Source organism: Aquimarina sp. RZ0 (genome assembly GCF_008370685.1).
GTDB lineage: Bacteria > Bacteroidota > Bacteroidia > Flavobacteriales > Flavobacteriaceae > Aquimarina.
In genome coordinates this window covers 1-1,141 of sequence record NZ_VTZU01000227.1, presented here as the reverse complement: position 1 = coordinate 1,141, position 1,141 = coordinate 1, and the positions used below count along the sequence as shown (strand labels likewise).

The 1,141-nt window shown below is 40.2% G+C and carries 1 pseudogene; it reads left to right on the top strand.

The features are described from left to right. A pseudogene (locus F0000_RS28045) lies at nt 1-1,141 on the top strand (hypothetical protein); the annotation flags it as partial.

Sequence of the window (1,141 nt, the reverse complement as noted above, 5' to 3'; positions counted from 1 at the left end):
CTGGAGCTTCAAATTTTTTAATAGATTTGGATAGTTGCGATGGTAATTTTAATGCTTTTTTATGTACAGGTACGTTGGATCTGACGGCAGGAGGAGGCTTTCCGACTTATGTTTGGACGGATTTAGGCACTGGTATGGTTATAGGAAATTCTCAGACACTGACGGTTAGTAGTGGAGGAGTTTACAGAGTTGATAAAACCGGAAACCCCGATTGTAATGATCTATTTGAGATCTGGACCGTTACCGCTTTTAATACAGTTACCAATCCGATAGTTCCTATCGCTCAAGACCCTTCGGTTAATGGTAATGTACGTACGTGTCCAATTACTGGAGATCCATTACCGGAGATTTTTTTATGTGGTGCTACCGATAGTCAATATTTAGATTCAGGATTTGTGAATGCGACCAGTATTGTTTGGGAACGATTAGATCCTATGGATTGTCCAGCAGTGATTCGTAATGAGGATTGTCCTACCCTTGATAACACCTGTTCTACTTTTTGGACACAAGAAGCTACTACGAGGGATTTTACTGTTACTGAGGCAGGAGAATATAGAATCCGTGTAGAGTTTGATGGTAATTGTGAGATAGATTTTTATTTTAATGTATTCAAGAATAATTTTGAGCCGAATCTGGTAGTTGTTCGGGATATCGTTTGTAACATCCCAGGTATATTGAGAGTTCAGAACTCTTCTACACAATACGAGTATCAATTGGTTACACCTTCTTCAGGCACAATAGGTTATCAGAATTCACCTGAATTTGGAGGATTAACAGAGCAGGGTACTTACACAGTTAATGTACGCCAGAATAACGGATTGCCGACAGCATGTGTTTTTGTAGCGACTGAATTTCTGGAGGAGTTTGATTCTACTGTTAGCATTACACCAGTGAGTCCATCGTGTCCAGATGATCAGGGATCGGTTCAGATTCAGGTTAGTGATGGCGATATTAATTATACCTATAATATCAGTAGTACCACGACTGCTTTTACGGCGAGTGAAGGTCCTACAACAGATCCGAACCATATCTTTACAGGTTTAGATCCAGATACCTATGATGTAGAGGTACTATCCTATGATGGAGAATGTGTCGATAGACAAACAGTTACAGTTGATGACCCAGCCCTATTTACGGCTTC